At 62.3% G+C, this 24,735-nt stretch carries 26 protein-coding genes and 2 tRNA genes; 9 read left to right on the top strand and 19 right to left on the bottom strand.

What is annotated here, in order from left to right; translation table 11 throughout:
- Window positions 1-15: 15 nt before the first annotated feature.
- Window positions 16-1,611 carry a class I SAM-dependent methyltransferase gene (locus tag ABXS05_RS02155; RefSeq protein ID WP_367622744.1) on the top strand — a complete coding sequence of 532 codons (1,596 nt, stop codon included), beginning with the start codon at window positions 16-18 and terminating at the stop codon, window positions 1,609-1,611.
- Between the two features lie 19 nt (window positions 1,612-1,630).
- Here ABXS05_RS02155 and ABXS05_RS02150 read toward each other — a convergent pair whose 3' ends face one another.
- The 5 genes from ABXS05_RS02150 to ABXS05_RS02130 form a co-directional block, all read right to left on the bottom strand.
- The gene (locus ABXS05_RS02150; RefSeq protein ID WP_367622743.1) at window positions 1,631-2,263 is read right to left on the bottom strand and encodes a DUF502 domain-containing protein; all 633 of its coding nucleotides are present in this window, start codon (window positions 2,261-2,263) and stop codon (window positions 1,631-1,633) included.
- 156 nt (window positions 2,264-2,419) lie between these two features.
- The gene (glmS, locus tag ABXS05_RS02145; protein WP_311936151.1) at window positions 2,420-4,246 is read right to left on the bottom strand and encodes a glutamine--fructose-6-phosphate transaminase (isomerizing); all 1,827 of its coding nucleotides are present in this window, start codon (window positions 4,244-4,246) and stop codon (window positions 2,420-2,422) included.
- Window positions 4,247-4,360: 114 nt separating this feature from the next.
- The gene (locus ABXS05_RS02140; RefSeq protein WP_311936153.1) at window positions 4,361-4,798 is read right to left on the bottom strand and encodes a PopZ family protein; all 438 of its coding nucleotides are present in this window, start codon (window positions 4,796-4,798) and stop codon (window positions 4,361-4,363) included.
- A 228-nt stretch (window positions 4,799-5,026) separates the two neighbouring features.
- Window positions 5,027-6,340, bottom strand: coding sequence for a TolC family outer membrane protein (locus tag ABXS05_RS02135; protein WP_367622742.1), 1,314 nt, complete (start codon window positions 6,338-6,340; stop codon window positions 5,027-5,029).
- 252 nt (window positions 6,341-6,592) lie between these two features.
- Window positions 6,593-7,249: a protein-L-isoaspartate O-methyltransferase family protein gene (locus ABXS05_RS02130; protein ID WP_311936158.1), complete on the bottom strand. Its 657-nt coding sequence runs from the start codon at window positions 7,247-7,249 to the stop codon at window positions 6,593-6,595.
- Window positions 7,250-7,464: 215 nt separating this feature from the next.
- Between ABXS05_RS02130 and ABXS05_RS02125 the strand changes: the two genes are divergently transcribed.
- Both ABXS05_RS02125 and ABXS05_RS02120 read left to right on the top strand, forming a co-directional pair.
- A tRNA-Cys gene (locus tag ABXS05_RS02125) sits at window positions 7,465-7,538 on the top strand.
- Between the two features lie 507 nt (window positions 7,539-8,045).
- On the top strand, window positions 8,046-8,288 hold the full coding sequence (locus ABXS05_RS02120) for a type II toxin-antitoxin system HicB family antitoxin (protein WP_311936160.1): 243 nt from the start codon (window positions 8,046-8,048) through the stop codon (window positions 8,286-8,288).
- Window positions 8,289-8,329: 41 nt separating this feature from the next.
- On the opposite strand, the gene ABXS05_RS02115 is transcribed toward ABXS05_RS02120, so the two are convergent.
- Together ABXS05_RS02115 and ABXS05_RS02110 are read right to left on the bottom strand one after the other, a co-directional pair.
- Window positions 8,330-8,674, bottom strand: a complete 345-nt coding sequence (locus ABXS05_RS02115; RefSeq protein WP_311936163.1) for a hypothetical protein — start codon at window positions 8,672-8,674, stop codon at window positions 8,330-8,332.
- A 385-nt stretch (window positions 8,675-9,059) separates the two neighbouring features.
- Window positions 9,060-9,317 (bottom strand): hypothetical protein, encoded by a 258-nt coding sequence (locus ABXS05_RS02110; RefSeq protein WP_311936165.1) that lies wholly within the window; start codon window positions 9,315-9,317, stop codon window positions 9,060-9,062.
- Window positions 9,318-9,576: 259 nt separating this feature from the next.
- On the opposite strand from ABXS05_RS02110, the gene ABXS05_RS02105 reads away from it, so the two are divergent.
- Window positions 9,577-10,056 carry a hypothetical protein gene (locus tag ABXS05_RS02105; RefSeq protein ID WP_367622741.1) on the top strand — a complete coding sequence of 160 codons (480 nt, stop codon included), beginning with the start codon at window positions 9,577-9,579 and terminating at the stop codon, window positions 10,054-10,056.
- 13 nt (window positions 10,057-10,069) lie between these two features.
- Here ABXS05_RS02105 and ABXS05_RS02100 read toward each other — a convergent pair whose 3' ends face one another.
- Window positions 10,070-10,339, bottom strand: coding sequence for a hypothetical protein (locus tag ABXS05_RS02100; protein ID WP_311936171.1), 270 nt, complete (start codon window positions 10,337-10,339; stop codon window positions 10,070-10,072).
- A 157-nt stretch (window positions 10,340-10,496) separates the two neighbouring features.
- Here ABXS05_RS02100 and ABXS05_RS02095 point away from each other — a divergent pair.
- Window positions 10,497-10,572: transfer RNA gene (locus ABXS05_RS02095), tRNA-Asn, on the top strand.
- A 159-nt stretch (window positions 10,573-10,731) separates the two neighbouring features.
- Here the strand turns inward: ABXS05_RS02095 and ABXS05_RS02090 are convergent.
- Entirely contained in the window at window positions 10,732-11,472 is a 741-nt protein-coding gene (locus tag ABXS05_RS02090; protein ID WP_367622740.1) for an SDR family NAD(P)-dependent oxidoreductase, read from the bottom strand.
- 81 nt (window positions 11,473-11,553) lie between these two features.
- On the opposite strand from ABXS05_RS02090, the gene ABXS05_RS02085 reads away from it, so the two are divergent.
- On the top strand, window positions 11,554-12,222 hold the full coding sequence (locus ABXS05_RS02085) for a TetR/AcrR family transcriptional regulator (RefSeq protein WP_367622739.1): 669 nt from the start codon (window positions 11,554-11,556) through the stop codon (window positions 12,220-12,222).
- A gap of 126 nt (window positions 12,223-12,348) precedes the next feature.
- Here ABXS05_RS02085 and ybaK read toward each other — a convergent pair whose 3' ends face one another.
- The gene (gene ybaK, locus ABXS05_RS02080) at window positions 12,349-12,825 is read right to left on the bottom strand and encodes a Cys-tRNA(Pro) deacylase (protein WP_367622738.1); all 477 of its coding nucleotides are present in this window, start codon (window positions 12,823-12,825) and stop codon (window positions 12,349-12,351) included.
- Between the two features lie 277 nt (window positions 12,826-13,102).
- Between ybaK and ABXS05_RS02075 the strand changes: the two genes are divergently transcribed.
- Both ABXS05_RS02075 and ABXS05_RS02070 read left to right on the top strand, forming a co-directional pair.
- Entirely contained in the window at window positions 13,103-14,134 is a 1,032-nt protein-coding gene (locus tag ABXS05_RS02075; RefSeq protein WP_367622737.1) for a cysteine synthase A, read from the top strand.
- Window positions 14,135-14,142: 8 nt separating this feature from the next.
- Window positions 14,143-14,856, top strand: coding sequence for an alanyl-tRNA editing protein (locus tag ABXS05_RS02070; protein WP_311938482.1), 714 nt, complete (start codon window positions 14,143-14,145; stop codon window positions 14,854-14,856).
- Between the two features lie 41 nt (window positions 14,857-14,897).
- Here the strand turns inward: ABXS05_RS02070 and ABXS05_RS02065 are convergent, their stop codons facing one another.
- The 9 genes from ABXS05_RS02065 to coaD all read right to left on the bottom strand — a co-directional run bounded on the left by ABXS05_RS02065 (window position 14,898) and on the right by coaD (window position 23,830).
- Entirely contained in the window at window positions 14,898-15,659 is a 762-nt protein-coding gene (locus ABXS05_RS02065; protein ID WP_311938477.1) for a hypothetical protein, read from the bottom strand.
- A 103-nt stretch (window positions 15,660-15,762) separates the two neighbouring features.
- Window positions 15,763-17,556 carry an ABC transporter ATP-binding protein gene (locus tag ABXS05_RS02060; protein ID WP_367622736.1) on the bottom strand — a complete coding sequence of 598 codons (1,794 nt, stop codon included), beginning with the start codon at window positions 17,554-17,556 and terminating at the stop codon, window positions 15,763-15,765.
- Window positions 17,557-18,013: 457 nt separating this feature from the next.
- Window positions 18,014-18,643 carry a protein-methionine-sulfoxide reductase heme-binding subunit MsrQ gene (gene msrQ, locus ABXS05_RS02055; protein ID WP_367622735.1) on the bottom strand — a complete coding sequence of 210 codons (630 nt, stop codon included), beginning with the start codon at window positions 18,641-18,643 and terminating at the stop codon, window positions 18,014-18,016.
- Window positions 18,643-19,584 carry a protein-methionine-sulfoxide reductase catalytic subunit MsrP gene (gene msrP, locus ABXS05_RS02050; protein WP_367622734.1) on the bottom strand — a complete coding sequence of 314 codons (942 nt, stop codon included), beginning with the start codon at window positions 19,582-19,584 and terminating at the stop codon, window positions 18,643-18,645. Before msrP ends, msrQ begins: the two co-directional genes overlap by 1 nt.
- 181 nt (window positions 19,585-19,765) lie before the next feature.
- A complete protein-coding gene (gene tgt / locus ABXS05_RS02045; protein ID WP_367622733.1) occupies window positions 19,766-20,917 on the bottom strand; it encodes a tRNA guanosine(34) transglycosylase Tgt in 1,152 nt (383 codons plus the stop codon).
- Window positions 20,911-21,969: a tRNA preQ1(34) S-adenosylmethionine ribosyltransferase-isomerase QueA gene (gene queA / locus ABXS05_RS02040; protein ID WP_367622732.1), complete on the bottom strand. Its 1,059-nt coding sequence runs from the start codon at window positions 21,967-21,969 to the stop codon at window positions 20,911-20,913. The genes tgt and queA overlap by 7 nt, the downstream gene beginning before the upstream one ends.
- A 189-nt stretch (window positions 21,970-22,158) precedes the next feature.
- A complete protein-coding gene (locus ABXS05_RS02035) occupies window positions 22,159-22,629 on the bottom strand; it encodes a peptidylprolyl isomerase (RefSeq protein ID WP_068295034.1) in 471 nt (156 codons plus the stop codon).
- A 96-nt stretch (window positions 22,630-22,725) separates the two neighbouring features.
- Entirely contained in the window at window positions 22,726-23,268 is a 543-nt protein-coding gene (locus ABXS05_RS02030) for a peptidylprolyl isomerase (protein ID WP_376717694.1), read from the bottom strand.
- Window positions 23,269-23,311: 43 nt separating this feature from the next.
- Window positions 23,312-23,830: a pantetheine-phosphate adenylyltransferase gene (coaD, locus tag ABXS05_RS02025; RefSeq protein ID WP_311938464.1), complete on the bottom strand. Its 519-nt coding sequence runs from the start codon at window positions 23,828-23,830 to the stop codon at window positions 23,312-23,314.
- Between the two features lie 595 nt (window positions 23,831-24,425).
- On the opposite strand from coaD, the gene ABXS05_RS02020 reads away from it, so the two are divergent.
- Window positions 24,426-24,707, top strand: a complete 282-nt coding sequence (locus tag ABXS05_RS02020; protein WP_311938462.1) for a hypothetical protein — start codon at window positions 24,426-24,428, stop codon at window positions 24,705-24,707.
- The last annotated feature ends 28 nt before the right edge of the window (window positions 24,708-24,735 follow it).

Raw genomic sequence — 24,735 nt, 5'->3', positions numbered from 1 at the left:
CCGGGGAATATCGCAATGACATCAGATGCCCATCCGGCCAACTTCGCCGAAGCCCAGGCCAGGACCCGGGCGAGCTATGACGAGATACCCTATGTTTCCCATGCCTTCCCGCAGACCCATCCGGCAAGGCTCGCCGCCACGGCCAGGCTGTTCGGTCTCGAAATGCCGCCGCTCGGCAAGATGCGCGTGCTCGAGATCGGCTGCGCCAGCGGCGGCAATCTCATTCCCCTGGCCGCCGCCTATCCCGAGGGGCGTTTTCTCGGGCTCGACCTCTCCGGCATCCAGATCGCCGACGGCCGCAAGCGGATCGAGGCGATCGGCCTGACCAACATCGAATTGCGCCAGCAGGACATCACCTTTTTCGACAATCCCGGCCACCGCTTCGATTTCATCCTCTGTCATGGCGTCTATTCCTGGGTGCCCGAACCCGTGCGTCATGCCATCCTCGACATCTGTTCTAAATATCTCGAATTCCAGGGCATCGCCTATGTCAGCTTCAACGTATTGCCGGGCTGGCGACCCAAGCAGATCCTGCGCGATGCCCTGATGGCGCATGTCGGCAAGGCCAGCAATCAGCGCGAGCGCATTTCCAAGGCGCGAGAGTTCATGGGGTTCCTGGCCGAACATGCCCCGCCCGGACCCTATGGGGCTGCGGTCAAGGAAGGCGTTGCCCAGTTGCAAAAGGTTTCTGACGACTATCTGGCCCATGAGTTCCTGGAACTCGAGAATGCGCCGTGCTCGTTCCACGACTTCATGTATGCGGCCGGACGGCATCAGCTTGCTTATCTCGGCGAGAGCGATGTTCACATGATGGTCCCGGAAAACTTCGGCGCCGAAGCGGCGAAGGCCTTGAGAATGCAGGGTGGCAACACCCTGCTCGAGACCGAGAACTACATCGACGTCCTGACCGGGCGCACCTTCCGCCAGACGCTATTGATCCCGCCGGCCCGGGCCGCGGCGACAAAACGCAATATCGATGCGGAGCGGATCGAGGATCTGCATCTCATTGCCGATATCGCGCAGGTTCCCTCAAGCGAGCCTGACATGCCCTACTGCTTCGAAAACCGCATGGGCCGGCAGATCCGCACGCGGGCGGAGGTCGTGCGCAAAGCCTATCAGTTGATTGCCGCGCGACGTCCGGCAACCTCGAACTATCGGCAGCTGGTTGCCGATATCGAGGCGTCCGACCAGAAAAAGCTCACGCCGCAGGAAAAAAGCGAGATTCGCGGCGCCCTTCTCCAGGGGGTTCTTTCAGGGCTGACGATTGCTTCGACCGAGGCAGTGGCAGTCGGTGCGGCTGAAGTCGATCGTCCCAGGGCGACCATGCTCGCGCGCAGGGATGCCGCCAGCGGCCGTACGCGCACGGTGAACCGGCGCCACGAGAATTTCGATCTCGGCGTGGTGGCGCAGCATGTCGTGCCGGTGATGGACGGCTCTCTGACCCGCAGGCAGTTGCTCGATCACCTCAAGGCAAAGGCGGCCGAGGATACTCTCCATTTCCAACGCAACGGCCAGCGTGTCCGCGATGAGGCCGATATCGCAGCCTGCGCCCAGGAACACCTTACGGCCATGCTCGACACGGCCTGGAACAATGCCCTGATCGAGCCCTGAAGCAAGGGTGGCAGCAAGCTCAGCTTGGCCGTAATTCTTCTGAGACGGTCAATGTCTCGGGCTGGATCAGGCCGGCTGAGATCACCAGCTTGGTGGCCTGCTCGACGCTGATGGGCAATTCGATCACCTTGGCCTTCGGCAGCAGGAAGAAGAATCCTGTCGTCGGGTTGGGCGCGCAGGGCATGAACACCGAAACCCAGGCTTCGCCATTGCCGCCGGGTAGCCTCTCCTCCACCACCGGGCTCGGTTCGGCGGAAATGAAGACGATCGACCAAGCCCCCTGGGGGAACTCGACCAGCCCCACTTTCCGGAACGAGGTTCCGGATTGCGAGAAGATCGTCGAGAACACTTGCTTGAGAGCCTTGTAGATGCCACGCACCACCGGCGTGCGGTCGAGCAGCTTCTCGCCGAGGCGCACCAGGGTACGGCCCACCAGATTGGCGGTGAAGAAGCCGATCAGGGTAAGGCCGATGATCGCCACGACCAGGCCGAAGCCCGGGATCTGAAAAGGGAGGTAGGTCTCAGGCAGGTAACGCACGGGAATGAACGGCTTGACCCAGCCGTCGACCCACTGAATGAAGGTCCAGATCAGGTATAGCGTGATCGCGACCGGCCCGGTGACCACCAGGCCGGTGAGAAAGTAGCTGTGCAAACCGCCAAACCTGCTGACCCGTTGAGGCGGACCGGAAGGTGTCACCGTGTGGGGAGGCGTATCTCGTACCATGTCACGCTTCTAGCACGCCCTTGTCACCGCCTGTCGATGCAAATTTGTGCAACCGGTCCAATCGGGCGGCGCCCACGAGTATTCCTACTCGACGGTGACGCTCTTGGCCAGATTACGCGGCTGGTCGACGTCGGTGCCGATGATCACAGCAGTGTGATAGGCGAGAAGTTGAATCGGAATGGAGTAGACCAGCGGCGTCAGGATCGTGGGCATCGATGGCAGGATGATCGTCTTCAGCGTCGTCATCGCGGCCGCCGCCGCCCCCGCCTCATCGGTCATCAGAATGATGCGGCCGCCGCGCGCGGCGACTTCCTGCATATTCGAGACGGTCTTTTCGAAGATCGTGTCGAAGGGCGCGATCACCACTACCGGCATGGTCTCGTCGATCAGGGCAATCGGGCCATGCTTGAGTTCGCCCGCTGCATAACCTTCCGCGTGTATGTAGCTGATTTCCTTGAGCTTCAGCGCGCCTTCCAGGGAGAGAGGAAAGCTGGTGCCGCGGCCGAGATAGAGGACGTCCTTGGCCTTGGCGAGGTCCCTGGAAAACGTCTCGATCTCGTGCTCGAGCCGGAGCGCCTCGGCCATCAGGCGCGGCGCCTCGATCAAAGCGTGCACGAGTTCGCTTTCTTCCTCTGCCGACAGCACACCGCGTGCCTTACCGGCACCGATCGCGAGTCCCGCCAGGGCTGCGAGCTGGCAGGTGAAGGCCTTGGTCGAAGCGACCCCGATCTCCGGGCCGGCCAAAGTGCGCACCATCACCGAGGCCTCGCGCGCGATGGTCGAGGTTGGCACGTTGACGATGGCGAGCGTGTGCTGGCCCTGTTCTTTGCAGTAGCGCAAGGCCGCGAGCGTATCGGCCGTCTCGCCAGATTGAGACACGAAGATCGATAGGCCGCCCTTGTCGAGGGGCGCTTCGCGGTAGCGGAACTCGGAGGCTATATCGACTTCGACCGGCAGACGGGCGTAACGCTCGAACCAGTATTTGGCGATCATGCCGGCGAAAGATGCCGTACCGCAGGCCGATATGGTGACGCGGCTGAGCGCCGCCCAATCGAAAGGCAGATTCTCAGGCAGTCGGATCGTCTCGCCGACCATGTCGATGAAGGAGGCCAGCGTATGGGAAACCACTTCCGGCTGTTCATGGATTTCCTTGGCCATGAAATGCCGGTGGTTGCCCTTGTCGACGATAGTGGCCGAGGCCTGCGATTTCTGGATCGGGCGGTGAACGCGCTTGAAGGAGGCATCGAAGATGGTCGCCGAGCCACGCGTCAAGGCAACGCTGTCGCCGTCTTCGAGATAGGCGATGGTGTTGGTGAAGGGAGCCAGCGCAATGGCATCCGAGCCGAGGAACATCTCGCCCTCGCCATAACCGATCGCCAGCGGAGAGCCCAGGCGCGCGCCGATGAGGAGGTCGTCCTGGCCGGCAAAGAGAAAGCCCAGCGAGAACGCGCCGCGCAGGCGCCTGAGGCTGGCATGCACTGCCTCGATCGGCGGCAGGCCACGATCGAGCTCGCGATTGACGAGATGGGCCACCACCTCCGTATCGGTCTCGCTCCGGAAGCGGGCGCCCTCGGCGCTCAGTTCCTCGCGCAGCTCACGGAAATTCTCGATGATGCCGTTGTGGACCACCGCGACTCGGGCCGTGGCGTGCGGGTGCGCGTTCTCTTCGGTCGGCCTGCCATGGGTTGCCCACCGCGTATGCCCGATACCGATCATGCCGGCGAGCGGATCGCGATCAAGCTTGCCTTCGAGATTGCGCAGCTTGCCTTCGGCGCGACGGCGCGTAATGGCTCCGTCTTCCAGCGTGGCGATACCGGCAGAGTCGTAGCCGCGATATTCCAAGCGCCGCAGGGCGTCCACCAAGGGTAGCGCAACCGCTTCCCTACCCAGAATACCGACAATGCCACACATACGCCCTACCCTTCACCGATTCGAGACGAACTCTAGACGGGAGGGATTTAGGGCTTCGTGAATGCGCTGAGAAATCAAAATGCCTGACGGTTTGTGACAGAGAGCCTCAGCCCGTCACGACCGTCCGGAAATGCGCTCGATCTCCTGGCGGACCAGGCGCTCGACCAGAGACGGCAGATGGGCATCGAGCCAGGTCTGCAGCATGGGTCTCAGCATCTCCTGCACGACATCTTCGATCGTTCGCGCGTTCTTGGAAAATACCGTGTGATTGAGGGAGGCGAAGGCGGAAGCCGCCTCGGATTGAGGCTCCGCCGAGAGCAGGCCGCCGGCGCCCCGCTCCGGACTGGCCGGGCTGGAGGGTGAAGCCGGTTCTTCCCGGGGGAGAGCGGCCGGACCTGGCAGGTCAGCCAGCGAAGAAGCCTCCGGGGTGGAACGGCGTCCAGGCTTTGCCGGTGGATCGTCGGAGATGATGCGCCGAATGGAAGTGAGAATCTCGTCCATCGAGGGTTCCTTGAGGGTACGAGGCGGATCTGCCCGCGTAGGTGACGACATCGGGCGACTCCTTCCACATCGAGCGCGCCCTGCCCCCATGGCGCGCTGGAGCAAAATGCAATGTCTTCGAAGCGCGCTTGGCGCCGGCTCATCGTTTCGAGCTGTCTTGGCGATTCTCGACGATTCCATCCAAGCGCGAAACGCTTTGGCGGCACTTCAAGCAAGAACGCCCTCCGATCGCAAGGATGCGGAGGGCGCTGCTGTCATCTTCCTGTGGGCAGGCGCCGCTTAGCGCCCATCCGGAATGTCGGTGCCGATCCACTTGTCACGCACCTGATCGTAATGCGTGGTGGGGTTGTAACGGGCAACCTTGAGGCCGAGCGCCGAGGCGTTGAGCTTGCCGACGGTCGACAGCACGGTATAGGCCGCCACGATCTGATCGCGCTGCGCCTGGATCAGGCTGGCCCGCGCCTGCAAGAGCAATTGCTGCTGCTGCAGCACGTCGAAGGTGGTGCGCTGGCCGACTTTGGCTTCCTCGCGCACGCCGGCGAGGGCCACGCCCTGCGCATTGACGGCGGCCTGGAAGGCTTGGATTTCACCGCGGGCGCCGTCCAGGGAGCCCCAGGCCTGGATGACGTTGGAGCGTACCAATTCACGATTGACGTCGACCTGGATGCGCGCCTGGCCGAGCAGCTCCTTGGCCTGGCGGATCTTGGAATAGTCACCGCCGCCCGAATAGATCGGCACGGTGAGGAAGGCGCCGATCGCGGCCGAAGTGGCCATCTTCGCGCCGGAGGGCTCATAATTATGTGAGATCGTGCCCTGGGCGTTCAAGCTGGGATAGAGTGCACCCTCGGCGACCTTCACCTGCATGGCGGCCTGGTCGACAGCATGAAGCGCGGCCGTGATGCCAGGATGGTTGGCAAGCCCTGCCTGGATTGCGGCGTTCTGGTTCCTCGGCAGCGAGCGCGGCACCTTGACCGGCTGCAGCTTCTTGGGCTGGGAGCCGATGATCTGCCGGTAGACGGCGACCGACGATTTGAGCTGTGCATCGGCGGCGACCCGCTGGGACTGCGCGCTCGCCAAACTGGAATTTGCCTGCTCGACGTCGGTACGCGTCACTTCGCCGACATTGAAACGATCCTTGGTCTGTTTGAGCTGCTCCTCGAGCACTTCGACATTGTTCTTCTGCAGATTGAGCAGGGCCGCGTCGCGCAACACATTCATATAGGCCGTCACCCCTTGAAGGAGTACCGACTGCTCGGTGTCACGCAACGTCTCGCGCTGGCTGAGCACGCCCGATTCGGCGGCACGCACCGAATTCGCGGTCTGGAAACCGTTGAACAGATTCTGCTGTATCGTGATGTCGGCGCCGCGCGGAAATCGGGTGTCGTTGGACCGTCTCCCCTGCAGAGACTTGGTGAAATCCCGTTCGGCGCTGATGCTCGCCGAAGCCGAAACGCTCGGCCTGTAACCACTGAGCGCCTGCGAGACCGTTTCGTCATTGGCCCGGGTGCCGGCACGTTGGGCATTCAAGGTGGGGTTGGCCGCATAGGCTTGCGCAAGGGCTGATTGCAGCGATTGAGCTTGTGCTCCGCCCATGAAGAAAACAAGCGAAGCACTTGCAGCCAATAACGAAAATACGCTTACAGTTTTCATGACTCGACCCGACCCAAATCAAAAGAGGCAGACAAACCGCCATATTTTTTAAAAAAATAGCCTGTCGGGCAGCTTTCACCAACAACTGATTTCGGCTGCCCAGAGATAAATCCGAGGTTGAAGCAAAAAAGAGACAGTGAACCCCGGGTTCGGTTAATTGCTGGTTAATTTTCTCCTAAGATGCTGTTTTGATAGTCAGAATGAAAAGGCGGGCGCCTTGGCGAAGGCTGCCAGGGCCGGCACGGAGGCGTCGAAGGCGATGCGTCCGGTATGATCCGATCCGACCTTGACGAAGACGGTGGCGCGTCCGGGACGGCCATGGCCGACCACGGCGATGAGGCGACCGCCCTCCTTGAGCGAGGCGAACAAGGCGGGCGGAATGTCTTCGGCGGCGCCTTCGATCAGGATCACGTCATAAGGTCCGGAACCGGCCACTCCCTGCTCGAGCGGGCCGGCCACTACCGTCACATTGGGGTAGGATGCCAGCGCAGTCTTCGCCGAAGCGGCAAGCCCCTCATCACTCTCCAGTGCCACCACTTTCTCGGCGAGTTCTGCGAGAATCGCGGACGAATAGCCCGTCGCCGTGCCGATATCGAGCACGGTGTCGGTGGATTTGATGCCGGCGGCCTGGATGAGCTTGGCCAGATACATCGGCTGAATGAGATAGCGCTGGCCGGCCTCGCCGCCCACTGCCAGATCGGCATCGAGATAAGCCAAGGGCTGCTTGGAGGCCGGCACGAAAGTCTCGCGGGGAACGGTAAGGAAGGCATCCACGACGCGCGCCTCGGTCACGTCATTGGTGCGAATCTGGCAATCCACCATGGTGCGGCGCGCTTGGATGAAGTCGGTCATCGCTCGATATCTCTGTTTGTCACAGCGTTGTTTGCGGCATGGCCTCGCAAAAGGCAAGAAGGCTGGCCTTGCAGCGAGATGGGAGGCTTCAGTTTTACAGCCTGCAATCCGCATTCACGGAAATATTGCTTCGGTCGAGAAAACCGGTTGAACGCGTGAGGCTTGCTTGTTATAGCGCCTGCCTCCGCTTTGTCCTGCACAGCGCGACAATGGATGGCCACGTGGCGGAGTGGTTACGCAGAGGACTGCAAATCCTTGCACCCCGGTTCGATTCCGGGCGTGGCCTCCACTTTTCCTGATACATCGGAACGCCCTGTCCGGGCCGCTGGCAATAATGACGGCGGAATGGATGTGTCCGTTGTTCGATTGCGCCTTGCACCAGTTCGGCACGATGTTCGTGGTTCGGGCGATTCTCGCCCGCTTCCCTTTCTTCCTTGCGGCGCGAGATTTTCCCGAGATGGGCTGGCTCCTTCGTCGTGGAAGAAAACAGGAGGCCCGGAGGGCAGATTTGCAGGATCGCCTTCCGAGCCTCCCTGCTCGATCAGCCGGGGCCCCGGCTGAGAGCGTCTGAAGCCTAAGACGCACCCAGACGCCCGGCAATTTGGCTATGGGGCTTACCCCTCAATGACAGTGCGACGCAGTCTGTGCGAGGGCGACTGTTTTCGGCGCCCGGGGCGGCAAGAGCCGGATCGATTCGCGATCCACCCTCGTCGCAGGGACGCGGTGGCGAGCAATGCTGCACCTGCTGACATCCAAATGACGCCTACGCGCGATATGGTGCACTGGTGGGGGCGACATGGGCGATCTGGAATACCCAATTCTGGTCGAGCCGCGGTCCGTTGCGGATGGAGGCGGCTTTGCCGCAATAGTCCCTGATCTTCCCGGCTGCATGAGCAATGGCGAGACCCCTGAAGGCGCGGTCGCCAAGGCGCAGGACGCAATCCAGGCCTGGATCGAGAATTCACGCAGGCTTGGCCGTGCCATTCCCAGGCCATCGCGCCATCATGTGGCGATTTGGGCGGCTCTCAAGACGGCCTAGCTGGGAGCGTGATGCCCAAGGCAGATCGCAAGGAACGGTGATCAGTCGTCACCGTCGCCTTCGTCATCGCCATTGTTGTAGTAATAGGGGCGCTGATAGCGGCGGTCGTAGCCCGGCTGATCATCGTCATAACGGTAATACCGGCGCGTGCGCTGATAGTTCTCGCTATAGGGATCCTGACCCGGGTGTCTCTTGAGGTAGTGGCTCGGCTTGCAGACGCCATGGCCGGTGACCTTATAGCCGGGCGGGCAAGGTGGATAATATTGGACCTGCAGGGCCGACGAGACATTCGGGGTGGCCAAAGGCGCCGATACTGAAGCACTGGCTGCCGATGAAAAGGCAATACCAGCACCTGCCAAGACGCCGACGAGGACCGATCGGGACATAGGGTATCTCCCTGCTACTCTTCGCGCAAAAGTAGTGGGAGTAGACTGAATGCCGCCTGAATGATCGGCCGGAGGAGCCATGGCGACGAATTCTCCCTCGCGGCTTGGCGCAGTTCAGGCAGCCTGAAACGACTGCGAATATCAAGGGCCATAGCTGCGTCCCTTGCCCTGTCGCGTCTTGCCGGAAGCTGACGAAACAATTCTTGCGAGCGGAAGGCAAACGTCGCCTGCCGGGGCTTGCAAGCGATGGCTGCCAGGCAAGGACACGGGCCGATCTCGGCGTAGCCTATCGTGATTCTCCTGGCGCCTGCGCTACGAGGGGGATTTCCGTTGCCACATTCAATCGACAGAATTGCCGAGCCCGAAGAGGGAGAGCTTCCGGTCTTCAGCGAATGACGCAGTACAGCGGTACTTTCAGTGTGCTCGCGATGAAATGGAGGCAATGGTTGCGCATCACCTGCGTATCGTCGTCGACCATCTGGGCCCGAATGGCCGCCCCCGCCGACTGGGCCACACGCTGCTTGAAATCCTGGTCGGTTTCTTCGAGAGCCCGGGCCATCGCCCCCAGCAAAGCATACAGGCTCTCGATTTCGACCTGTAGCGCCTGCGCCTTTTGTTGCAGCGTGCTGAAGTCATCCACCATCGGATACCTCCCCCTTTTTTATCATTAGGCGACCACGCTCGTGATCGGCGCGTGATAGCCAGGCCCCTCAAGCGAGAGAGACGAAACGGCGGCAGCCTGCTTCTGTGGTGGCAGGTAAGAGCTCTCGCAAGCCTGATGCAGCATGATACCGCCATTTCGGCTCTGCGTCATGCCAAACACCAGCTGGCGCGCCATGATTCCATGGACGGCATGCCGTTCGGGGACCTTGGATGAGAGTCTGTTAACGCAAGCCGGTCCATTGATCGCGACCGTCGGCCTTCCGGCCGGCCGCCGTTTGATTCGACCGGCGCGGCCAGCCAAGGGAACACGGTGCATGACGGATGCCAATGACAGCTACTATCCGCTCGGTCGGGATCGAGCTCCCAACGAAGTCGACCGTCAGCGGGAATGGCTGACGCGCAACCGCGACAAGCCGGGTGTGCCGACACGGAGCGATCTCGATGTGCTCGAGGCGAGCGAGCTGGAGATCAAGATCTGCCCTTGCCATGCGGCGCCGGATCAGCCCTATGCTCTCTATCTGGAAGTGTTTGCCTTCGAACTCTTCCTCGGTCAGATCAAGCTGGCCGATTTCCTTGCCCGCGCTTGTGCCGTCGAAGGGAATGAAGACCTCGAGCAGATTTCCCGCCGAGATCGGCTGGTTGCGCTCAAGGAACTTCAACGGGTCGTCAATCACCTGGTTGTTGTCGAGGAAACGCGCGTGGTAGCCGGCCACGCCTGAAGCGCTGACGGAATCAGCGATCCTCCACCGGGCGTGGCTGACGCCGGCGCCCCCACCAGACCGCGAGCTTGCGGCGGTGACGCCGTACCAGCGCAATATCGATCGACAGAATCAGCAGGCCGAGCGGAATCATCCAGAAGCCCAGAATCGGCAGGAAGCCCAGAAAACCGCCGATCACCAGCAGAACACCCAGAATCACTCGCAGGCTTCGCGAGGCCGGCAGATGAAAATGTCGTCCGGCGAGTTTCACCTTTGGACGATTGATCTGTTCGTTGGGTGCCAAAAAGCCCTCCAGACGGTCAAAACCGGACCTTTGATCCGGTTGTGTTCCCTTACCCTTAGATATTAATCCGAAAAGAAGATGCAATCAGGGCAGGATAGGCCTTGGCAAGTGAGTTTCTTGGAGCTATACACCCGCTCCACCGGGGGACACCCTCTGTTCCGCGATAGCTCAGCCGGTAGAGCAAGCGACTGTTAATCGCTGGGTCGCAGGTTCGAGTCCTGCTCGCGGAGCCATTCTCCTTCTCCTACACCATGTAACGGCTGAACACCCCAATCGCGCAGCGCGTGCGATATGGATGTTTGGCGGGAAATCCCCGCATGACCTCCCATCCGGTCGCGGAGTGGCGGAAACCGGCCACCGGCCGGTCTCCGGCGGAGAGGATCAAGCCCGCTTCAGGTCGTTTGTCCTCCGTCCACTGTCAGAATGGCGCCTGTGACGTGTCGCGCCGAAGGGCTTGCCAGAAAGGCGACGGCAGCGGCGACGTCCTGCGGCGCACCGTAGCGTCCAAGCGGGCTCAGGCTACGCTGGAAATCGGACGATTCACCATTGGATGGGTTCATGTCGGTATCGGTCGAGCCTGGCTGGACCAGATTGACCGTGACATCGCGCGGCCCGAGCTCTTGGGCAAGGCCGCGCGTGAACGAGTGTAAAGCAGACTTGGTCATGTAGTAGAAGGTGCCGGGATGCCCGACGATGCGTTCGGCACCGGCGGACCCGATCGTAACGATGCGTCCGCCCGCTCCGAGATGCGGAATGGCGGCTTGCGCCGCGAGCACAGGTCCACGCACATTGACCTTGAGCATCGCATCGATCGACTCGACGCTGATCTCGGCCGTGGATGCATAAAGGGCAATCGCGGCGTTGTTGACGAGGATGTCGAGGCCGCCCAACACCCTTGCCGCTTCATCGACGGAGCGCTTGACCGCCCTCGGATCGGCGCTGTCTGCCTGAATCGCAACGGCCTTGCGCCCCTTCCCTTCGATTTCCCGAACGACCTCGGCGGCCCGATCGGCGGCCTTTTCGTAGGTGATGGCGACATCCGCCCCCTTCTCCGCGAGAGCGATTGCAATCGCAGCACCGATGCCGCGCGACCCACCCGTTACGAGCGAGCGCTTTCCAGACAGTTCCGTCATGGCCTCAGCCTTTTTCTAGTGATCGATACAGAAAGGCTAAAAGTGTTGTCGCTGCGGGTCAATATGATTATATAGCGATCGATGCAAAATTCTGAACCGAAGCCCGAGACCGGCGTTGCAACGGGGCCTGTGCGCGGGCGACCGCGTGCGTTCGATCGGACCGCAGCGCTGGAGCAAGCGACCCGGCTGTTCTGGTGCAAGGGGTTCGAAGCGACCTCCATCGCCGATCTGACGCAGGCGATGGGTATCGGCGCTCCCAGCCTCTACGCCGCTTTCCAGTCCAAGGAAGCGCTTTATGCCGAAGCGCTGCGTCACTATGCCGAGACCAACGAGAGTTATGTTTGGGCGGGGTTTCAGTCGGCTGCGACCGCCCGCGATGCTGTCCGGTCCATCCTCGCGGACTCGGCCGCGGCACTGACCGGTTGCGTCGCGGATATCCCTCGCGGTTGCATGGTGACTCTGTCCTCGGTCGGCAGCGAAGGTCATGCGGAACTCGGGGAGCTGGTCAGGTCCGCGCGGGCCGTCACGCTCGAACGGCTATTGACCCGCTTCAGCCGGGCGGTGGCGGATGGTGAAATCCCGGTATCAACCGATCTTCACGCGCTCGCCCGCTTCGTGCAGACCGTTCAGAACGGCATGTCGATCCTGGCCCGCGATGGGGTGAGCTGCGCAGAGCTGGAGGCGGTGGCGGACGTCGCCATGGCTGGATGGGACGTCCGAACCGCCAAAGCCGAAGTCGAGGGCGGCTGATCCCGTCGAAGGGCTCGGTTGACGATTAAATCTCATGCGGCTCGGCGACAGCCCTGACGATCGGCCGAGCTGCCTTCGCTGGAGCGAGCTATCGACATGAGAGGCCCTCCATCTCGCGCGAGAGGATCAGGCTGCGACCAAGGCGGCAGCGGTCGCTTCGAGGACAGTCTTGGCGTCATGCGGAGCGAGCCGGATCTGCAGCCCCCGCTGGCCCCCATTGACATAGACATAGTCGGCACCGAGCGCGGTTTCCTCGATGGCGGTTCGCACTTTGCGCATCTGGCCGAAGGGGCTGATGCCGCCGACCTTGTATCCGCTGCTGCGCTCTGCATCGGCCGGCTTCATCATCTGCGCCGACTTGCCATTGAAGGCCGCCGCCAGCTTCTTCATGGAGACCTCGTGGTCGGACGGCACGATGACGCAGACGGGCTTGCCGTCAACCAGCGCCATCAAGGTCTTGAGCACCCGGCTGGGCGGTTCGCCAAGGGCGTCGGCAGCCTGCAGGCCGATGCTGTCGGCATCGGGATCATAGTCGTAGCTGTGGACGGAAAAGGCGACGCCTGTCTTGGTGAGCATCTGGGTGGCGCGGGTCACCTTCGACATGGCGGCTTCCTATAGCGTGTTGTGACTTGGCGGAATCGCCAAGAATTGCAAAGACGCGTCGAACCAAAGAGTTAGAGCAAAATAGCGTTTCCGTCTAAACGCGCTTTGCTCTGGCGATGATCGATGAGGCGGGTCGGTGATGACGGGCCCGCCTGCCGGGGCGAGAGCTATCATGGCACCGCGGCTTGGAAAACCCGTCGTCGGCATGCCTCTCCCCTATGCCGATCAGAAAAGTCGGGTTAGGGTCGCATCCCCTCCAATCAGCAGACGATCACACATGGCTTTCCGTACCGGTCTCGTCGATGCCATCGGCAATACCCCCCTCATTCGCCTCAATCGCGCGTCCGAGCTGACGGGCTGCACCATTCTGGGCAAGGCCGAGTTCATGAATCCGGGCCAGTCGGTAAAGGATCGGGCGGCGCTCTTCATCATCAAGGATGCGGTGGCGCGCGGCGCGCTGAAGCCCGGCGGCACCATCGTCGAAGGCACGGCCGGCAATACGGGTATCGGCCTGGCGCTGGTCGCCGATGCCATGGGCTTTCGCACGGTGATCGTGATTCCCGAGACCCAGAGCCAGGAAAAGAAGGACATGCTGCGCCTGGCGGGAGCCGAACTGGTGGAAGTACCGGCGGTTCCCTATGCCAATCCCAACAATTACGTGAAGGTCTCGGGCCGGCTGGCAGCCGAACTGGCGAAAACCGAACCGGGCGGCGCGGTCTGGGCCAACCAGTTCGACAATGTCGCCAACCGCCAGGCCCATATCGAGACCACGGCGCCGGAAATCCTGGAGCAGACCGACGGCAAGCTCGACGGCTTCATCTGTTCGATCGGTTCGGGTGGCACGCTGGCCGGCGTCGGCATCGCCCTGAAGGCGGCCAATCCTGCCATCAAGATCGGCGTGGCTGATCCGATGGGGGCCGCCATGTATTCCTGGTTTACCGATGGCGAGCTGAAATTCTCCGGTTCGTCGATGTCGGAGGGCATCGGCCAGAACCGGGTCACCAAGAATATCGAGGGCGCGCCGGTCGACCTTGCCTATCAGATCCCTGATGAAGAAGCGGTGCCGTTGGTTTATGATCTGTTGCAGGAAGAAGGGCTGTGCGTGGGCTTGTCGACCGGCATCAACATTGCCGGTGCCATCCGCATGGCTCGGGAACTCGGGCCCGGCCACACCATCGTGACCATCCTGTGCGACCATGGCTCGCGCTATCGGTCCAAGCTGTTCAATCCTGCGTTCATGCGTTCCAAGAACCTGCCCGTGCCGGAATGGCTTGAAAAGCGTTCCACCATCAAGGCTCCATTGGAATAGGTGACGACATGGCGACAGACCTGCTGTTCAGAGACGATCCCTACAGCCCCGGCGCCAGCGCTACGGTGATCGGGCTGTCGCAACATGGCATCATCCTGGATCGCACGGTCTTTTATGCCATGGGTGGGGGGCAGCCCGGCGATGTCGGCACCATGACATTGTCGGATGGGCGTACCATCGCCATCACCAATACGGTCTGGAACGACGAGACCAAGACCGAGATCGCCCACGTGGTGCCGCCGGAAGGATTGTTGCCGGCTGTCGGCGACACGGTCGAACTGGCGCTGGACTGGTCGCGGCGTTATGCCCGCATGAAAGTGCATACCGCCCTGCATCTGCTTTCGGTCGCCCTGCCCTACCCCGTCACCGGCGGCTCGATCGGCGATGGCGAGGGGCGGCTCGATTTCGACATCCAGGATGCCGGGCTCGACAAGGATGAGATCGCCCACAAGGTCAATACCATGATCGGCCAGGGCGCCGAGGTCAGCGAACGCTGGATCACGGATGCCGAGCTCGACGCCAATCCTGGTTTGGTGAAGACCATGTCGGTCAAGCCGCCGCGCGGCTCCGGGGTGATCAGGCTGGTCGAGATCGAGGGCCTCGACCTGCAGCCTTGCGGCGGCACCCATGTGCGCAACACCGAGGAGATCGGCCGCATTGCGGTGACGCAGATCGAAAAGAAGGGCAAGCAGAACCGGCGGGTGCGTATCGCCCTGGCTTGACGGTTCGCTCATAGCCGACCAGCGGATGCCGTTCGGTCAGATCATGGTGCCGCACCCACGACGTCTCTGGCCTGAGAAAAGAGCGCGAAAACGTCGTCGTCTTCCTCCTGGTTCATGGCCGTGTCGAAACGGGTATAATGGTCAGGGCTGCACAGCCAGGCGACACAGAGACATTCCTGATCCGGAACGTCGGCCCAGAAGGCGTTGGTGAGTTTGGCGAAGCCGACTTTCCGCTTTGACCAATGCAAATTGGAAAGCGTGTTCGCCAGCCGGATGGTCGCTTGCCGAGACTGGTCGGCCTGCCACGCCGACAGGATGGGAGGCAGGTAAGCACTTCCTCGCGCAATGGCGCACAACACATCTTCGATTGCGTGGCATTGCCATTGCGGATTTGGGAGCCCAGCCTGCCAGGATAATTCGGCCAGGGCCAGGAAATAGCGATCGATCAGAGCGATCTTCTCCCTGCTCCAATTGTGCCGATAGTCAGCACCACGCGTGCCGAGATGATTGAAATTGCACTCGAACCCACCCGTGCCGAGTTGATGCCCCTCGGCGGAGAGCTCGAGCAAGCGCGGCAGGAAATGCTCGGTTTCCTCTGCATTCAGGCACCCGTTGAATGCCGCACCATAATAGGCTTGCATCAGCGGGGCGGGAATGGCCTGGCGCGGCGTGCGGATCAGCAGCGCCTGCTCGTCGGCGGTGACGCAACAGCCCGTGCAGACATTCTGCAGCTGCGCTCCGAAACGGTGGGGCGGAAACAGTTCATAGGCCTCGGCAACGACGGCGCGCAGTGTTTCGTTCATCGAAGTGAGGGCCTCCGCCGGCAGCAATGTCCGGTTGCCTCGCCAAGGATTGGCTGGCGGGACGGGGCACGCCTTGCGCCCCATCCCTTATCGTCTCCTAATCCTATGCCGCCCAGCCCTTGGCGAGTTCCAGGGCCTGGCGTTCGAACAGACCGCGATAGATGCCGTCGGGGTGGCGGATCAGGCTGGCGTGATCCCCCTCCTCGACGATCTTGCCCTTGTCGAAGACAAGGATGCGGTCCATCGCCTGCACGGTCGAGAGCCGGTGGGCGATGACGATGGTGGTTCGCCCCGCCATCAGCCTTTCCATCGCCTCCTGGATCAGATGCTCCGATTCCGAATCGAGGCTGGAAGTCGCCTCGTCCAGGATCAGCACCGGCGCATCCGCCAGGAAGGCCCGGGCGAGTGCCACGCGCTGGCGCTCGCCGCCGGACAGCTTCACGCCGCGTTCGCCCACCATCGTGCCATAGCCCTTGGGCAAGGCCGAGATGAAGGCGTGCGCATTGGCAAGCCTTGCCGCGTGCTCGATCTCGGCCATGCTGGCGCCGGGCCGGGCATAGGCGATGTTTTCGGCAAGCGAGCGGTGAAACAGGATAGGCTCCTGCTGCACGATGGCGATCTGGCTGCGCAGGCTGGCCTGCGTCATGTCGGCGATGTCCTGGCCGTCTATGGTGATGCGGCCGGCATTCACATCGTAGAGACGCTGGATCAGCTTGACGAAGGTGGTCTTGCCCGAGCCCGACCGACCCACCAGGCCGATCTTCTCCCCTGCCCCGATCTCGACGGAGAAGTCGCGATAGAGAGCATCGGCATGGCCACCATAATGGAAGGTGACATGCTCGAAGGCGATGCGTCCATCCGTGATCATGGCCGGCATGGCATCATGCCTGTCCTTCACGCCCATCGGCTGGTCGTAGAACGCCACCAGTTCCTCCATGTCGTTCACCGAACGCTGGAGATTGTGGATATGCATGCCGATATCGCGCAGATAACCATGGACCACGGCATAGCTGGTCAGGACCAGCGCGACGTCACCGACGCCGGCCTGTCCGCGCGCCCATAACCACAGCACCACGCCCAGTACCGCGGCCCTCAGCCCCAGCAGGAACACGTTCTGGGCCGTACCGGCATTGGTGCCGCGCATCCAGGTGCGATTGGTGCGCGAGCGCCATTTGGCCAGCACGGCCGTCAGCCGAGCATCCTCGCGCGTTTCGCCGCCGAAGGCCTTCACCACTGCGTTGCAGGTTACGGCGTCGGCAAGGGCACCGCCCACCCGCGTATCCCAGCTATTGGCCAAGCGCGCCGCCGGCGCGACATAATTCACCGACAGCACCACCGTCATCGCCACGAAGGCAATGGAGCCGATGAGAACCACCAGGCCCAGCATCGGCCAGACCGTCGCCAGCACCACCGTCGAGCCGAGCAGGACGAGGATCGAGGGCAGGATGGCCACCAGCAGCGTGTCGTTGAGCATGTCGAGTGCCCACATGCCGCGGGTGACGCGCCGCACCGTCGAGCCCGCGAAATTGTTGGCATGCCAATCGGTAGAGAAACGCTGCACGCGCGCGAAAGCCTCGCGGGCGACTGTACTCATCATCCGTGTGGTCAGGATGGTGATGCCATAGAAGAACAGTTGCCGGCAGCCGACGGCGACCGCGCCGAGGACCAGCATGGCACCGAGCGCCCACCAGGCCTCGCCTGCATTGCCGAGGCCGGCGGTGACGGCGTCGACCATCTGGCCGGCATAGATCGGCACGACCACCTCGGCGACCGTCGCTACGCCGACGGCGACCACGATCAGGGCGACGAGATCGGCCTGGGTTCGCCAGTGATCAAAGGTGAATCCAAGCACGGCCGCCATGGGATTGCGGCCGGGCTCTTTGCGAGAAAGAGTCATCGGGGTAACCGGCGCAGCCCCGCGCCGTCTCCAAAATTCAAAGCGCGCACGCGAGTGCCACGCAAAATATGTTCAGGAAAAAGACCCGGAGGGTGTTCGGGAGAAAAGGACGCGACCTAACGCGTCAGGATCTCATATGGCCGAGCGTTCGACACGTGAGCGAGAATCAGAAATGTGGTCATGCAATTCTCCCTCATGCTGAGTGTGAACCGGGAGCGGCAAGATAGGTGGAGATTCGCACCGAGGCAACCGATTTTTTTCGGCCGATCCGATGTGCTGCTACCCCTCATCCCCCTGCCGGGACCTTCTCCCGCAAGGGGAGAAGGCATCTCATCTGGCAGGTGGTGAGCCATTTGAAAGCTGTTCCGCTGACGCGCCGTATCCCAATCCTGTTCCTTCTCCCCTTGCGGGAGAAGGTCCCGGCAGGGGGATGAGGGGTGGCAGCGCGTTGCTTGCATTACGTTGATGCAACCCGCCTTGCGCTTGCCCGACGCTTGCCGATCAGCGGCCACAGCAGGCGCCAGGCCAGCAGTACGAGCACGATCCCCGCATAGACCAGCGGCTCGATCAGCCAGACCTTCTTGATCATGATGAAATGCAGCGCCCCGAGCGCGATGGCGGGATAGACGAGCTTGTGCAATTTCGACCAGGCCTTGCCGCCGAGCTTGCGGATCGACCAGTTCGTCGACGTCAATGCCAGGGGCACGAGCAGGGCGAAGGCGGCCATGCCGATGGTGATGTAAGGACGGCGCAGGATATCCTGGACAGCCGCATGGAGATCGAGGCCGCGGTCGAGCCAGAGCCACACGCTCAGATGCAGCAGCACGTAGTAGAAGGCCACCAGGCCAAGCGCGCGCCGATAGCGCAGGAGGTTGACGCGCAGGAGTTGGCGCAAAGGCGTGATGCAGAGGCAGGCGATCAGGAAGCGCAGGGCCCACAGCCCCAGCCCCCATTCGAGCTGGGCGACGGGATCGGCGCCGATGCGCCCGCTGAAGGCAAGATAGAACAGCCACACGGCCGGCAGCATGCCGACGATATAGACGAGCCATTTGAGCATGGCCTGCAGGCCGGCGCGCGAGGGTTGCATCAGTAGTTGGCCTTCAGATCCATGCCGGCATACATCGCGGCCACCTGGTCGCCATAGCCGTTGAACATCAAAGTCGGCTGCCGGCCGGCCAGCAGGCCTGCCCCGATCCGACGTTCGCTCGCCTGGCTCCAGCGCGGATGATCGACTTCCGGGTTGACGTTCGAATAGAAGCCGTACTCGCTGGCATTCTCCAGGTTCCACGAAGTGCGCGGTTGCTTTTCGACCAGGCTGATGCGCACGATCGACTTGATGCCCTTGAAGCCATATTTCCAGGGCACGACCAGGCGCAGCGGCGCGCCGTTCTGGTTTGGCAGCGTTTCGCCATAGAGCCCGACAGCCAGCATGGTGAGCGGGTTGAGCGCCTCGTCGAGGCGCAAACCCTCGACATAGGGCCATTTCAGGGCCGGGAAGAAGGCCGACTGGCCCGGCATCTCCGAGGGCCGCACCAGCGTCTCGAAGGCCACGTATTTGGCGCTTCCCTGGGGCTCGGCCTTCTTGATCACGTCGGCGAGCGCGAAACCGAGCCAGGGAACCACCATCGACCAGGCCTCGACGCAGCGATGGCGGTAGATGCGCTCCTCGAGGCGATAGGGCTTGATGAACTCCTCCAGCGCATAGGTTGCCGGCTTGTTGACGAGCCCATCGACCTTGATGCTCCAGGGCGTGGTGGTCAGCTTGCCGGCATAGGCGGCCGGATCGGACTTGTCGGTGCCGAATTCGTAGAAATTGTTGTAGCTGGTGACGTCTTCGAAGCTGGTCTGCTTCTCATCGGTGGAATAGGCGCTCTTGGCTCCCGACAGCTTGGCTGCATCGGCGGAGACAGGCAGCAGCGCTGCGCCGGCAACGGCTCCGAGGCCGGCAAGAAAATGCCTGCGGTCGACATAGGCCTGCTTCGGCGTGACATGGGCCTCTGTGAGGTCGGGTGCGTGGCGGATCAGCATGATCTTCCCTGGTCGATGGGCGTTGACTTACTCCTCTTATACGCCTGTGCCGGGACCGATGTTTCTCACGATCACGTAAGACCGGTGGTAAAATCGATGTGCGCGATCGTGATCGGCGCGTTACCTCAGGCAGCCGCATGCTTTTGGGCTGCATCTGCGGCGAGATCGGCACACCGATAGATTACAGCCTGGCGATATCGCCCCGAGCCCAGTTTTCCTTGGTCTCGGCCTTGAAATCGGCAAAGCGCCCTGCGGCGATGGCGGCGCGCATGCCGGCCATCAGCTCCTGATAGTAGGCCAGGTTGATCCAGGTCAGCAGCATCATGCCGAGAATCTCATTGGCCTTGGTGAGATGGTGCAGATAGGCGCGGCTATAGTCGCGGGCGGCGGGACAGGACGAAGCCTCGTCCAGCGGGCGCGGATCCTCGGCATGGCGGGCATTCTTGAGATTGACCTTGCCGAAACGAGAATAGGCCAGGCCATGGCGCCCGGCACGGGTCGGCATCACGCAATCGAACATGTCGATGCCGCGCGATACGCTTTCGATCAGGTCGTCCGGTGTGCCGACGCCCATCAGATAGCGTGGTTTCTCGCGCGGCAGATGCGGCTCGACCGTTTCGATCATCTCCAGCATCACGGCCTGCGGTTCGCCGACGGCGAGGCCTCCCACGGCATAGCCGGGAAAGTCCATGCCGGCCAGTGCCTGCGCAGAGGTAATGCGCAGATCGGGAATGTCGCCGCCCTGCACGATGCCGAAGATCGCCTTGCCGGGCTGGGTTCCGAAGGCGCGCTTCGAGCGCTCGGCCCAATCGAGCGACAGCCGCATGGCGCGCTCTATATCCTTGCGGGTCGAGGGCAGGCGCACGCATTCGTCGAGCTGCATGATGATGTCGGAGTCGAGCAGGGTCTGGATTTCGACCGAGCGCTCGGGCGTGAGGCGATGGGAGGAGCCGTCGATATGGCTGCGGAAGGTGACGCCGTTCTTGTCGAGCTTGCGCAGTCCCGCCAGCGACATCACCTGGAAGCCGCCGGAGTCGGTGAGGATCGGGCCCTGCCAGCGCGAAAATTCATGCAGCCCGCCGAGTGCGGCCACCCGCTCGGCTCCCGGGCGGAGCATCAGGTGATAGGTATTGCCCAGGATGATGTCGGCGCCGAGGTCCTTGACCTGGTCGATATACATTGCCTTGACCGTGCCGGCGGTGCCGACCGGCATGAAGGCTGGCGTGCGCACGCTGCCGCGCCCCAGATGCAGGGCGCCGGTGCGAGCCGTACCCTCGGTGGCATGGATGGCGAAGGAGACCTCGCCGACGGTCGATGTCGAAGTTTTCAGCATGGTGCCCGCCATAGCAGACTGGCATCGCCATAGGAATAGAAGCGGTAGCCCGCGGCGATGGCATGGGCATAGGCGGTCTTCATGGTGTCGTAGCCGGCGAAGGCCGAGACCAGCATCATCAAGGTCGATCGGGGAAGGTGGAAATTGGTCATCAGGGCATCGGCGGTACGGAAGCGGTAGCCCGGGGTGATGAAGATCGAGGTCTCGTCGGCGAAGGGCTCGAGGGTGCCGTCCTCAGCGGCGGCGCTTTCGAGCAGGCGTAGCGAGGTGGTGCCGACGGCAATGATGCGCCCTCCCCTGGCCTTGCCGGCATTGAGCGCTTGAGCCGTCTCCGCGGTCACGACCCCGAATTCAGCGTGCATCCTGTGCTGCGAGAGATCCTCGCCCTTCACGGGAAGGAACGTACCGGCGCCGACATGCAGCGTGACGAAATGGCGGGCAATTCCGGCCGCGTCCAGCCTGGCGAAGAGGTCGGGCGTGAAATGCAGGCCGGCCGTGGGGGCGGCAACCGCGCCATCGGCCTTGGCATAGATGGTCTGGTAGTCCTCGCGGTCCCTGGCATCGTCGGCGCGTTTGGAGGCGATATAGGGCGGCAGCGGAATATGGCCGACCGTCGCGATCGCCACGTCCAGCGCTGCGCTTTCCAGCGAAAAGCGCAGCGTGACCTCGCCGCCTTCGCCCTTCTCCTCGACAGCGGCACTCAAATTCTCGCTGAATTCGATGATGTCTCCCACCGCCAGGCGCTTGCCGGGGCGAGCGAAAGCTTTCCACTGGGCCGGTCCGAGGCGCTGGTGCAGCATCGCCTCGATGGCGGCCCCTGCCCCGCCCGGGCGGCGGCGCAGGCCGTCGAGCCTGGCGGGGATGACCTTGGTGTCGTTGAAAACCAGCATGTCGCCTGCCCGCAGCAGCTTGGGCAGGTCGGATACGATGCGATCGGCCAGGCTGCCGTGAACCGGGCCGACTTCGAGCAGGCGTGCGTGGTCGCGCGGCTCGGCGGGGCGAAGCGCGATGTTTTCGGCAGGCAGATGAAAATCGAAATCGGAAACGCGCATGCTCAACGTCCGCGCAGCCAAATCTGGTCTTGCTTTGTCATTGGAACGTCATTGCGAGTGGGGCCAAGCAATCCAAGTCTACGCTTCATGAGAATTGGATTGCTTGGCTGCACTCGCAATGACGCCAAAAATAGGATGGGCACCACCGGATCTCTCCGGTGATGCCCGATTGCTTGTCTCAGGGTGTGCTCAGGCGATGTCGGCCTGGACGCGCATGGAGACGATCTTGTCGGGGTTCACCACCGGCTCGCCGCGCTTGATCTTGTCGACGTTCTCCATGCCTTCCACGACCTTGCCCCAGACCGTGTACTGGCGATCGAGGAACTTGGCGTTGTCGAACACGATGAAGAACTGCGAGTTGGCGGAGTTCGGCATCGAGGAACGGGCCATCGAGCAGATGCCGCGCACATGCGACTCGTCGTTGAACTCGGCCGGCAGGTTCGGGTGCTTGGAGCCGCCGGTGCCGCGACCGTCGGGGCAGCCGGCCTGCGCCATGAAGCCATCGATCACGCGATGGAAGACGATGCCGTCATAGAATTTCTCGCGGGCGAGCAGCTTGATGCGCTCGACATGCTGGGGGGCGAGGTCCGGACGCAATTCGATGACGACACGGCCTTGCGTGGTTTCCATGACGATCGTGTTTTCGGGATCAGCGGCCATCGGCACGCTCCTTTCTGTCGGAAAGCAAAGTGGAATGACGGCTAGATAGTGCCTGGCCGCCCGTCTTGCAATTGGCGAATGCAGCCGGTGCAAACCTTACTTGGCCAACTGCATCTTGATGATCTTGTCGGGATTGCTGACCATGCCGTTGTCGCTGGCATCGCCCTTCTTGATCTTGTCGATGGCGTCCATGCCCGACACCACCTCGCCGACGATGGTGTACTGGCCATCGAGGCTGGCCTGCGGGGCATACATGATGAAGAACTGGGAATTGGCCGAATTTGGATCGGAGGAACGGGCCATGCCGACGACACCGCGCACGAACTTGGCCTTGTTGGTGAACTCGGCCTTGAGGTCGGGCAGGTCCGAACCGCCGGTGCCAGTGCCGGTCGGATCGCCGGTCTGGGCCATGAAGCCCTCGATCACGCGGTGGAAGACGATGCCGTTGTAGAAACCGCGCTTCACCAGCGTCTTGATCTGCTCGACATGCTTGGGCGCGAGGTCGGGACGCAGCTTGATGGTGGCGCGGCCGTACTGGGTGTCGAGATAGACGGTGTTGGCATCGGCCTGGGCAGCCTGGGCGGGAGCCACGGCGAAGAGGCCGATCACGACGGCCAAAGCAGAAAGAATACGAAGCAAGGATTGTCTCCCTCGAAGACGGAATGGATTGCAGGGTTTTGCCCTAGGGCGTCGATTTGGCGAACCGCGCCTTCAGGCGGCGCAGCACGCCTGCCGGTACGAATCCGGAGACATCGCCGCCCATGGCCGCGATCTGGCGCACAAGCGTGGCGGTGATAGGGCGCACGATCGGCGAGGATGGCAGGAAAACGGTCTGGACACCGGGTGCCAAGGCGGCATTCATGCCGGCCATCTGCATTTCATAGTCGAGATCGGTGCCGTCCCTGAGACCGCGGATCAGCAAGGTCGCTCCCACGCGCCGGGCCGCATCGACGGCGAGATCCGCAAAGGTGACGACTTCCAATCGGTCAGGGCCAAGCAACGGGCCGCAATCCTCGCGGATCATGTCCATGCGCTCTTCGGCCGTGAACAAAGGAGCCTTGCCGGGATGCACGCCAATGGCAACCACCAGTCGATCGGCCACGGCCGCAGCATGCCGTATGACGTCGACATGGCCGTTGGTCAGGGGATCGAAGGAGCCCGCATAGAAGGCCGTCCTGGGCGTCGCATGGGCTGAGGTCATAGCACTCTCATCGTTGGGGCGGGTTGTGGTTTCGTTTTGACGGGAGCGATGTTTGCCGAGAGGAAGGCATTCGATGACGCAAGCCTTGCGGCTTGGTCGCTTCGCTTGCCCTGACGCGAAATCCTGGCAGCGCTTGCCCCTCCCGTCCCACCATTTTGACCTCGTCAAACTCCAGACCATAACCGATGGCACGCCCTAAGGCTTAAGCCGAAGGTCCAGGCATCAGGAATGTTTCATTTTGGTACACTCTGCGCCGACCATTGAGGCGAGGCCCGTCTGCCGAAGGCAACGAAAATCGTTCCGATGATCGACCGCTCAGGGAACTTTCTGGCCGGCCATCGCATTATCCGGGGCACGATACAGTTCAAGCGAAATGCCTCGGAATTTGCGGTCCTACGGGCAAATCCTGCCCCCAAATCGGTTGATGCACATGGCCCTCGCTGTTCTCGTCTCCACCGTCCCTGTCGCGCAAACGCTGCCTCCGCGAGGACGGCGTGTGCGAAAGCGCACGGCGAGTCACGGTCGCATCATGGTTAATGGGTCATAAGTGATCAAACAAGGTTGAGACACACCTGAACTGATAGGATGCATGGCTATGACAACCCTTCGCCCCGCCCTGGCAATCGGTGCAAGCCTCTTCGCCCTCGCCGCCGCCTCTCTCCTCGACGTGGCCCGCATGCAGCCTCAGCAGGTTGCCGCAAGCCGCGGTGACAGGCTGAACGTTGCATCCCTCGCTGCCGATTGCAGCAAGAATTCAATCATTGCCGCCTGTGCAGGCGACGTCGCTGCCAAGCAGGCGATGCCGCCGGTGACGCTGGTCCAAGTCTACCAGGACACCGGCAAGACCACGCTGGTCAAGATCAAGCTGGCGCAATGATCCCCCCGTTTTGCCTCGCATCGTCCGC

This window comes from Labrys neptuniae (assembly GCF_040797145.1).
GTDB classification, from domain to species: Bacteria; Pseudomonadota; Alphaproteobacteria; order Rhizobiales; family Labraceae; genus Labrys; species Labrys neptuniae.
Note: the sequence above shows the minus strand (reverse complement) of the source record. Positions and strands in the feature narration are given on the sequence as shown.

Bases quoted from the DNA above. Each gene is read 5' to 3' on its own strand.
- ABXS05_RS02035 (WP_068295034.1), bottom strand. From the start codon at position 22,629: ATGGCCGCTGATCCCGAAAACACGATCGTCATGGAAACCACGCAAGGC.
- ABXS05_RS02110 (WP_311936165.1), bottom strand. From the start codon at position 9,317: ATGGTGGATGACTTCAGCACGCTGCAACAAAAGGCGCAGGCGCTACAG.
- ABXS05_RS02085 (WP_367622739.1), top strand. From the start codon at position 11,554: ATGCAAAATTCTGAACCGAAGCCCGAGACCGGCGTTGCAACGGGGCCT.
- ABXS05_RS02065 (WP_311938477.1), bottom strand. From the start codon at position 15,659: ATGAACGAAACACTGCGCGCCGTCGTTGCCGAGGCCTATGAACTGTTT.
- ABXS05_RS02115 (WP_311936163.1), bottom strand. From the start codon at position 8,674: ATGTCCCGATCGGTCCTCGTCGGCGTCTTGGCAGGTGCTGGTATTGCC.
- msrQ (WP_367622735.1), bottom strand. From the start codon at position 18,643: ATGCAACCCTCGCGCGCCGGCCTGCAGGCCATGCTCAAATGGCTCGTC.
- ybaK (WP_367622738.1), bottom strand. From the start codon at position 12,825: ATGTCGAAGGTGACCCGCGCCACCCAGATGCTCACCAAGACAGGCGTC.
- ABXS05_RS02075 (WP_367622737.1), top strand. From the start codon at position 13,103: ATGGCTTTCCGTACCGGTCTCGTCGATGCCATCGGCAATACCCCCCTC.
- ABXS05_RS02060 (WP_367622736.1), bottom strand. From the start codon at position 17,556: ATGACTCTTTCTCGCAAAGAGCCCGGCCGCAATCCCATGGCGGCCGTG.
- ABXS05_RS02090 (WP_367622740.1), bottom strand. From the start codon at position 11,472: ATGACGGAACTGTCTGGAAAGCGCTCGCTCGTAACGGGTGGGTCGCGC.
- ABXS05_RS02070 (WP_311938482.1), top strand. From the start codon at position 14,143: ATGGCGACAGACCTGCTGTTCAGAGACGATCCCTACAGCCCCGGCGCC.
- ABXS05_RS02020 (WP_311938462.1), top strand. From the start codon at position 24,426: ATGACAACCCTTCGCCCCGCCCTGGCAATCGGTGCAAGCCTCTTCGCC.
- glmS (WP_311936151.1), bottom strand. From the start codon at position 4,246: ATGTGTGGCATTGTCGGTATTCTGGGTAGGGAAGCGGTTGCGCTACCC.
- queA (WP_367622732.1), bottom strand. From the start codon at position 21,969: ATGCGCGTTTCCGATTTCGATTTTCATCTGCCTGCCGAAAACATCGCG.
- ABXS05_RS02135 (WP_367622742.1), bottom strand. From the start codon at position 6,340: ATGGGCGGAGCACAAGCTCAATCGCTGCAATCAGCCCTTGCGCAAGCC.
- coaD (WP_311938464.1), bottom strand. From the start codon at position 23,830: ATGACCTCAGCCCATGCGACGCCCAGGACGGCCTTCTATGCGGGCTCC.
- msrP (WP_367622734.1), bottom strand. From the start codon at position 19,584: ATGCTGATCCGCCACGCACCCGACCTCACAGAGGCCCATGTCACGCCG.
- ABXS05_RS02155 (WP_367622744.1), top strand. From the start codon at position 16: ATGACATCAGATGCCCATCCGGCCAACTTCGCCGAAGCCCAGGCCAGG.
- ABXS05_RS02130 (WP_311936158.1), bottom strand. From the start codon at position 7,249: ATGACCGACTTCATCCAAGCGCGCCGCACCATGGTGGATTGCCAGATT.
- tgt (WP_367622733.1), bottom strand. From the start codon at position 20,917: ATGCTGAAAACTTCGACATCGACCGTCGGCGAGGTCTCCTTCGCCATC.
- ABXS05_RS02140 (WP_311936153.1), bottom strand. From the start codon at position 4,798: ATGTCGTCACCTACGCGGGCAGATCCGCCTCGTACCCTCAAGGAACCC.
- ABXS05_RS02120 (WP_311936160.1), top strand. From the start codon at position 8,046: ATGGGCGATCTGGAATACCCAATTCTGGTCGAGCCGCGGTCCGTTGCG.